Below are 9,071 nucleotides of genomic sequence, written 5' to 3' on the forward strand. Positions count from 1 at the left end.
TCGTCCATATTCCCCTGGAGAAATACCGATCTCCTGCTTTCTACCCCCTCTCCTTCGTCCTGTGTCCGCCTACGCCTCTCGAAGAAAAGCTTAGAATTGATAAAAGACCTTATGATCTGAACTGACCTTCAGGTTAAAAAGGATAACTTAGTCCTTTGATTGTTTCAACATCATCCTAGTGTCGTACTCTACCCAGAACCCCCAACAGCTCGAACTCGACAAACTTTTTCCCTTTCAACTCGATCCGTTTCAGCTTGAAGCCATTGATGCTCTGAATGCGGGTAAATCTGTTGTGGTTTGCGCCCCTACAGGTTCGGGAAAAACACTGATCGGGGAATATGCCATCTACCGCGCTCTTAGTCGGGGAAAACGAGTTTTTTACACAACTCCCCTCAAAGCCCTGTCTAATCAAAAATTACGAGACTTTCGAGAACGGTTCGGGGTAGAGAACGTTGGCTTACTCACGGGCGATCTCTCCATGAACCGAGAAGCCGCTATTGTTGTAATGACCACCGAGATCTTCCGAAATATGCTCTACGGAACTCCCATCGGAGAAGTCGGAACTTCCCTCGAAGGCGTAGAAGCGGTTGTCCTCGATGAATGTCACTACATGAACGATCGCACTCGGGGAACTGTTTGGGAAGAATCAATTATCTATTGTCCCCCCGAAATTCAACTGCTGGCGCTGTCAGCCACCATCGCCAATAGCGATCAACTCACCGACTGGTTATGCAAAGTTCACGGGCCAACCGAACTGATCTATTCTGACTTTCGCCCCGTTCCCCTACAGTTTCACTTTTGTAACACTCAAGGACTTTTTCCCCTCCTCAACGAAAACGGTACGGATATCAACCGTCACCTCAAACCCAAAAAACGACACAATAACCGATACGACAACCGCCGCTCTCGTTTCCACACCCAACAACAGGGTCAAAGCTTGGTCAATGCCCTCAAGCAACTGCAAAAACAAGGCACTCTACCGACAATTTACTTTATTTCTAGCCGCAAAGGCTGCGATCGCGCTGTTCTCGACCCGAAAATTGAACGCCTTTCTTTTGTCAATTCCAGTGAAGCGGAACGTTTAGGCAGTGCCATTAACAGCTTTTTAACCACCAACCCCAAACTGAGAAATTTTAAATCTCTAGATGCTTTGTATCGGGGTATTGCCACTTACCATTTAGAACTGCCTCCGCCTTTTAGAATGTTTGTGGCGGAACTCTTTCGGCAAGGTTTAGTCAAGGTTCTGTTTGTGCCTGAAACCTTGTATGTTCTCTATGAATTGCAAGAAGAAGAAATGCTTCCGGCGATTTATTTTATCTTCAGTCGCCGAGGCTGTGATCTGGCTGTCGAAGAATGTTTCTACGCTGTCCATGAACTTGGCTTTATTTCTCTGGTGAATGAAGAAGAAGCAGCACTGTTAAGAGAAAAAATTGATATCTTTGCCCATAACAACGATGTCTCAGCAACTCGTAGCATCGAACCGTTGTATTTGGGAATTGCCGCTCACCACGCTGGAATATTACCGACGTGGAAAATGTTAGTTGAGGAATTATTTACCCTGGGTTTAATTAAAGTCGTTTATGCCACCGAAACTCTCGCGGCGGGAATTAATATGCCTGCCCGGACAACCGTAATTTCTAGCCTCTCCAAACGCACTGATGAAGGAATTCGTCTATTGAAACCTTCAGAATTTTTGCAAATGTCAGGTCGGGCAGGACGTCGGGGAATGGACTTGTTAGGTCATGTTGTAACCGTACAAACGCCCTTTGAAGGCGCGGAAGAAGCCTATCATTTGACGACAAAAGAACCCGATCCCTTAGTCAGTCAGTTTACCCCGAGTTATGGCATGGTGTTGAATTTGCTGCAAACTCATAGTTTAGAACAGGCAAAAGCTTTAATTGAACGCAGTTTTGGTCAATATTTGTCTACCGCCTCACTTCAGCCTCAAGAAATTGAGATGCAGCAACTGCAAGCGGAACTGGCTGATATTGAGGCGAATTTGGGCTTAGAGGCGGGGAAAAGCATCGATGAGTTGGAAACTGTCATCACTCATTACGAGAAGTTACAAGCCCGTCTACGGGAAGAAAAACGCTTGTTAAAGCTTTTACAAGATCAAGCTGAGGAAACTCGAACTGCGGGGATGTCTCAGGCGCTGGTTTCTGCCGTGTTGGGTACAATTGTCAGTTTGAGAGGAAAACACGTCTCCAATGCCAGGAGTCCTGAAGACACACCCCTGGCGGCGGTATTAGTCGCTCAAACACCAAGTCCGGGTCAAGCCCCCTATTTTCTCTGTTTGGGTCAAGATAACCGTTGGTATGTGGTGGGGGCGTCGGATGTGGTGGCGTTGCATGGGGATATTCCTCGGTTAACGGCAGTTGATTATATGGATATTCCTGATATTCCGTATAAATTGGGTCAGAAGCGCAAAGGAGATACCCTCAGTGATGCGATCGCTCAACAAATTCCTGACGTTTCTCTGCCGGAAATTCCTCCAGAAGTGCAGCTTCAAATGCAGCAAGTTAGTGACATTGAAAACCAGTTAGAAACCCATCCGTTGTATGAATGGGGTAAACCCCAAAAGTTGTTAAAGCGTCGAGAACGTTGGACGGATTTGAATTATGAAATTCGGTTATTGCAAGCTGAAATTGAGGCAAATCAGGGTCATTATTGGCAGAAGTTTCTCGATTTGATCTTGATTTTACAGCAGTTTGAAGCGTTAGATGAATTGCAACCCACGCCTTTAGGTCAGGCGACGGCGGCTTTGCGGGGAGATAACGAATTATGGTTGGGAATTGCTTTGATGTCCGGGGAATTTGATGATTTAGAACCGGCAGAATTAGCGGCAGCTTGTGCGGCTTTAGTGACTGAAATTTCGCGATCGGATACTTGGACAGATTATCAACTTTCACAACCCGTACAGGCGGCTTTAGAACGACTTTGGGGGTTGCGAAAAAATTTGATTAAGATTCAAAGCAATTATCAAGTGGAGTTTTTGGTCTTACCGGAACGTTGGGAACATCAAAATTTAAGTTCAATTATTGAACAATGGGGTCAAGGAATTGATTGGTTACAGTTAGTTGAACATACCAGTTTAGATGAGGGAGATTTGGTCAGGATGATTCGACGAACCTTGGATTTTCTCTCACAAATTCCTCATGTTCCTCATTTGAATCCGATTCTTAAACAAAAAGCATCGGAAGCTAAACGGTTATTAGATCGATATCCGATTAATGAAGATGTGGAATAACAGACGAGGGATTTTGTAGGGGATTTGTGCTTTTTCAGTAAACCGTTAACCGGAACTTGTAAGGGCGATTAATCAATTAATTGCCCTATTGTTAATCCGCTCACTTTGCCATTAACCCTAAATATTGACTCATTTTACGAAGGAGATTAAAAGTATAAATCAAACGTTGATTTAGCCAGTTTATTAAAGAATCAATAATATTATTCTTCTTTTTCTTCTTATTTTTTATTTTCAGTTGTTTTTTTTGAGTTTTTGTCGGGGATGTTTCTTGATCATTACTTATTATTTTTGCTTTTTCTTTCTGGATTTGTGTGATGCACTTTAAAATGACTTGACAATTTTGAGGGCGATTTCCGGGAAAATGAGCCATTAAGTAATCAAGTAGATCGGCAAAATTTCCGGCAAAATTTTTAGAAATATAGGGAGCGTCTTTCCGCCATATTATCATACCTGTTCTGGGATTTTCGGGAAAAGCTGTTGCGGGTTTTCCTGTTAATAGAAATACCCATACCTGACCCAACAATAAAAAGTTACTTGCAGCTGTTATCTCGTTTTTGAGCGGTGAGCAACCCGGACTGATAATACCCGTCGGAGGCTTAGTAATCTCTGATTCTTTGTGAGAGTGATAGAATGAGTCTATTTTTAGGTTCAATATATGATAACCAGTTAATGCTAAATTCCCATCGGGTTTTACCGTAATATTTTGGGGATGAATGTTGTGATAATAATAATTTAGACAATGGAATTTATACAAAATTTTTACCATTTGTTTTAACCATTTGATCGCCAGTTTTTCGCTAATGGGTTTGTTGTTTCGTTGGGTCATCCAATCTTCTAAAGTTAAACCTTCAATGTATTCCATCACTAAATAGTGCGTATTGTAGTTTTTTGTAAAGTATCCATCTTGTGTAAAGTATCCATCTTGATCCATTTTAGGAATTCCCGGATGATTAATTTTCATCAAAACTTTTGCTGTTTGTTTTATTATCTCAACAGCTTTTGGATGCTCTTTTAATAGATGACCTATAACTTTATATTTACCCGTCTCGTTATCGTAAGCTTTAAAACATTCTCCTCCAAAAAGTTTTTGTACTGCACGATATCGGTTTTGCAGCAAAAGCTCAAAACCACAGTTGCGGCAAATCAATTGATTTTTATTCGCTGGATCTGCTGGATTAGGACATTGAGGATTGAAGCAATAACTCATAACGCAAAAAACCTATAACAATATTATTAAATTAATTCAACTCTATCAAAATGAGGTCTATTCGTCCAGTCCTGAACTGATACCCTGCACAAGTTAATGATACGCATCGGGGGCTGAAAATAGTTAAACTGATTGAGTCTAGCGGAGAGCTTTTTGTCACCCATCAGTTCCTATTGTCTAATTCTTGTTTTTTCTTGAATCTTGAAATCTAGGTTAAACTGTAGTCTTGAATACCAGTGTCCTCTCTTGAATCGGATTATTCTCTCAATTTCTCAAAAACTATCTGATTTAACATTTTGAGTAAAAAGAGCAAGTTAAAATACGATGTCTTTCCTACAGACTCAAATGCTTGTAGAATGGTGGAGATTTAGCTATCATTTCTGCTCTGGGGTGCTGCGCGATGATGGACTTAACACAATAGAGTGATTTATCATCGAATTTGAAGCGTCATCCTTTGAAATGAGGGTTGACAAACGCGCAATCGTGAGGTAGGGAACGTCGTCAACGCATTAAATTAACAGATCAATGATTCAGAAGCACTCGCTATCTTTTCTCACACAGGCTTTAGTTGGCACTCTGGCGGGTACATTAATCGGTTGTTGGGTGTTACGTTCATCAACCGCAATAGCGGGTGCAGTGTTGGGAGTGGTTCGCTCTGACAGTGCAGCCGATTGGAGCCAGATTGAAGGGCGGCTGAAAGCAAGCCAGGTAAATTATACAACTGTTGATCTCGATAATATTCGTAGTATTACGGATTTAGCAGGTATTCAAGTTCTGTTTTTACCGAATGTAGAAGTCTTGAAAACAGAACAGGTCAAGGTCATACAACAATGGGTTAATCAAGGGGGAAAATTAATCGCTAGTGGGCCGATTGGTCATAAATCAACCCCCTTAGCCCGTCAACTTTTGAGAACACTTTTAGGTTCCTATTGGGCTTTTCCTCTCAGTGGCCCTGCTCAACCGGAAGCGAAAAAAAGTGGCTGTCGAGAACAAATCTGTCGTGACTTAACGGAATGGTCGCCGACTGTTGCAACTGAGGGTATTGTTAATGGGGGTGTGCTAATTCCCTCGAGTCTGGAAAGCTACACCGCCGGAACTTGGCAGGGAAGTGGCGGTTCACCCTCGGTGATTACAACTCGCAGTGCAACTTACATCGGTTGGCGTTGGGGAAGTAGTGAAGGGGCAGCAGATACCGATGCTGTCTGGTTACAAGCGGCTGTTAACCGTTATGGGGGCAGTGTTAATAATACTTTTACGGCAAATACTCCAACTCCAGTTCAACCTGCTTTTACCAATCCGATCAATTCTCCTGAAGCGAATAATACCTCAAATTCGTCTCCAGTTCAACCCCGAGTGAGTAATCGCGATCGCAATTCTGAAAGGAATAATACTTCAAATCAGCCGAGAGTGAGTAATCGCGATCGCAATTCTGAAAGGAATAATACTTCAAATCAGCCGAGAGTGAGTAATCGCGATCGCAATTCTGAAAGGAATAATCCTTCAAATCAGCCGAGAGTGAGTAATCGCGATCGCAACGCTGAACGAAATAATCGCAACAGTAATACAGCACCTGTACAGACTGATGGCGATCGCTCTACAACCAGCCAACGGACAGCAAACAGTCGCAACTCTCGACAACAACCGGATAATAGACAAACTCCGAGATCTCCAGAAGTTCCGCCAACTCCGGCAGCTTCTAGTAGAGGATCATCTTTGCTATCAACTTTATCACCCGGTTCAACTCCAGGTGTACCGGAAACCTTTATTGATCCGTCTGATCAAGTCGCTCCTGCTGGGTTAAATGTTACACAAGGAAACGACCCCATCGATGAAGTGATGGCAGTCACCATGCGACAGGAATTGATGAACCTGTTAGGACGGTTTGAAAATGCCCTGGTTGCTGGGAATTCTAGTAGTACACCTGTGAGTCTAAAAGTTGCTTCGACTCAACTCAACGAAGTGGCTCAAACGAATACCATTGATAATAAATCGGCAAACGAGGTGATCGCCTATGTCCAACAAGTTCTCAAGGACTTTCCGCAATTAGTCGCCCAACAAAACTGGGCTGCCGCCCGACAACAATGGTTAGAAGCTCGGAAAAAACTCTGGGAAAATTATCCCATTGATGGGGAACGGGCGGGGGCTGAAATTCGAGCGGTTTGGTTGGATCGCGGTACTATTGTCAAGGCACGGAATGAAGCGGGACTGGCAAAAATCTTTGACCAACTTGAACAGGCCGGAATCAATACTGTTTTCTTTGAAACGGTTAATGCCGGATATCCTGTCTATCCTTCACGAGTTGCACCGCAACAAAACCCGTTAACTCGGGGTTGGGACCCTTTAGCCAGTGGTGTTAAATTGGCTCACGAACGGGGGATGGAACTCCACGCTTGGTTGTGGACGTTTGCCACAGCCAATCAGCGTCACAATGCCTTAGTGAACCAGCCCAATAGCTATTTAGGGCCTGTTCTGACTGCTCATCCTGACTGGGCAAATCGGGATAGTCAGGGTCGAGTTTGGCATGAACGGGATGGTAAAGCTTATCTCGATCCGGCAAATCGGGAAGTTCGGAGTTATATTTTGCGGCTTGTTGGAGAGATTGTCTACAACTATGATGTTGATGGCATACAGCTTGACTATATTCGCTATCCCTTCCAAGATCCGAATCGCAATTTTACCTTTGGTTATGGTACTGCTGGACGAGAACAGTTTCGTCAGTTAACCGGGGTTGATCCGATATCGGTTAGCCCGAGAGATACTCAGTTGTGGTCTCAGTGGGTTAACTTCCGAGTTGAACAGGTGAATATGATGGTCAAGGAAGTGTCTCAGTTGTTGCGACAGCAATATCCTGATGTCATTTTCTCGGTGGCGGTATTTCCCCATCCTGAACAGGAACGTATTCGCAAGATTCAACAACATTGGGAGATTTGGGCGGAACAGAACGAAGTCGATTTAGTTGTACCCATGACCTATTCTCTGGATACGAACCGTTTACAGCGCATTACTCAGCCTCTGACGAACTCTAACCGTCTGGGTGCGACGTTAATTGTGCCGTCGGTGAAGCTACTGGATCTTCCTGAAATTGTGGCGATTGATCAGATTCAGGCGTTACGAGATTTATCTACGGGTGGGTATTCTATTTTTGCCGTTGAAACGATTGGTCATCATTTACAAGCCTTTTTTCGCCGCACTCAGGGATGTGCGAATCAAAGTTGTCGTTCGAGCGCGATTCCCTACCGTCAACCGTTTGTAGCTGCGGCTGAACGGTATACGGCTTTGAAACGGGAATGGAGTTTTCTGTTGGCAAATGACCGTTTATGGATTCGAGATAATGAACTGGAAACCTTGGATAAAAAAGCGGAGCAATTGGCGGAAGCGTTGAATCTATTGGCAAGCAATCCTTCGGCGGAAAATTTCAACAATGCTCAACGTTTACTGACTGGGTTTCGAGATCAGTTTCAACGTTCAATGCGTTTACAAGCTTTAGAACAAAGCTATCAAGTTGAAAGTTGGGATAATCGATTAGCGAGTTTGGAGATGTTGCTGCGTTATGGTGAACGGGTGGAGTTAAACCGTCGTTAACAAAAATCTGGCAGGCTATCTTGCAAGAGGTTTACAACAGTGAACAGTGACCAGTAAACAGTGAACAGTGAACAGTGAACAGTGACCAGTAAACAGTGAACAGTGAACAGTGAACAGTAACCAGTAAACAGTGACCAGTAAACAGTGAACAGTGACCAGTGAACAGTAACCAGTGAACAGTGACCAGTAACCAGTGAACAGTGACCAGTGAACAGTGAACAGTGACCAGTGAACAGTGAACAGTGAACAGTGACCAGTAAACAGTGACCAGTAAACAGTGAACAGTGAACAGTGAACAGTAACCAGTAAACAGTGACAACTAATAACTAATAACTGTAAACTGTAAAAACTGTAAACTGTAAAAGCTGATAACTGGTAACTGTATAACTGTAAACTGTAAAAGCCCGCCCTACACAATTATCATTAATTAAAGTGCTTCTAAATCGGTTTCACCTGTACGAATGCGGATAATTTCTTCAACTGATCGGATGAATATTTTACCATCACCAATTTGACCTGTTTGCGCCGCAGCAATTAATTTTTCGACAACGAATTCACAAGCTTCATCTTCAACAACGATTTCTATCTTCACTTTGGCATGAAACTCAATGACGTGTTTGACGCCTCGATAGGATTCGGTTTGGCCTTTCTGGCGACCATACCCCCGCACGTTGGTGACGTTCATTCCGACAACTCCTGCGTCCACTAATGCCGCAGCTACTTGGTCAAACTGCACGGGACGGATGAGGGCTTCTATCTTTTTCACTTCGGGCAACTCCTGAGAATTTATGACTCTAATTTCTTTGACACTCCTGGCAATAAATTACGAGGATTCTTCTTTCAACGAGTCGGCTTTCACTGACGGGTTAAAACCCGTCAACTCATAGGTCGTCTCTTCAGAAGCGTTCTGCTCTATGAGCTTGGTTCCGATATGCCCTACCGTACCTAATCCTTTCTTGAGAATGTTCAGGGCTGCGTTGTGGTCACGTTGCAATTCACATCCACAACTACATTTATGAGTACGAGTTGACAGTG

The 9,071-nt window shown here is 43.6% G+C and carries 5 protein-coding genes; 2 read left to right on the forward strand and 3 right to left on the reverse strand.

The genetic code is table 11. From position 1 onward, the window contains the following. Nucleotides 1-178: 178 nt before the first annotated feature. Nucleotides 179-3,247 (forward strand): DEAD/DEAH box helicase, encoded by a 3,069-nt coding sequence (locus VB836_RS08745; RefSeq protein WP_323218983.1) that lies wholly within the window; start codon nucleotides 179-181, stop codon nucleotides 3,245-3,247. A gap of 100 nt (nucleotides 3,248-3,347) precedes the next feature. Here VB836_RS08745 and VB836_RS08750 read toward each other — a convergent pair whose 3' ends face one another. After that, the gene (locus tag VB836_RS08750; RefSeq protein WP_323218984.1) at nucleotides 3,348-4,454 is read right to left on the reverse strand and encodes a protein kinase domain-containing protein; all 1,107 of its coding nucleotides are present in this window, start codon (nucleotides 4,452-4,454) and stop codon (nucleotides 3,348-3,350) included. 525 nt (nucleotides 4,455-4,979) lie between these two features. Between VB836_RS08750 and VB836_RS08755 the strand changes: the two genes are divergently transcribed. Further along, a complete protein-coding gene (locus VB836_RS08755) occupies nucleotides 4,980-8,036 on the forward strand; it encodes a family 10 glycosylhydrolase (protein WP_323218986.1) in 3,057 nt (1,018 codons plus the stop codon). Nucleotides 8,037-8,463: 427 nt separating this feature from the next. On the opposite strand, the gene VB836_RS08760 is transcribed toward VB836_RS08755, so the two are convergent. Together VB836_RS08760 and VB836_RS08765 are read right to left on the reverse strand one after the other, a co-directional pair. After that, nucleotides 8,464-8,802, reverse strand: coding sequence for a P-II family nitrogen regulator (locus tag VB836_RS08760; RefSeq protein ID WP_046280795.1), 339 nt, complete (start codon nucleotides 8,800-8,802; stop codon nucleotides 8,464-8,466). Between the two features lie 57 nt (nucleotides 8,803-8,859). Beyond that, a partial coding sequence (locus VB836_RS08765) for a zinc ribbon domain-containing protein (protein ID WP_323218989.1) occupies nucleotides 8,860-9,071 on the reverse strand: 212 nt, incomplete at its 5' end.

Origin of the sequence: Limnoraphis robusta BA-68 BA1, assembly GCF_034932365.1 — a bacterium.
In the GTDB taxonomy this organism is placed as follows: domain Bacteria; phylum Cyanobacteriota; class Cyanobacteriia; order Cyanobacteriales; family Microcoleaceae; genus Capilliphycus; species Capilliphycus robustus.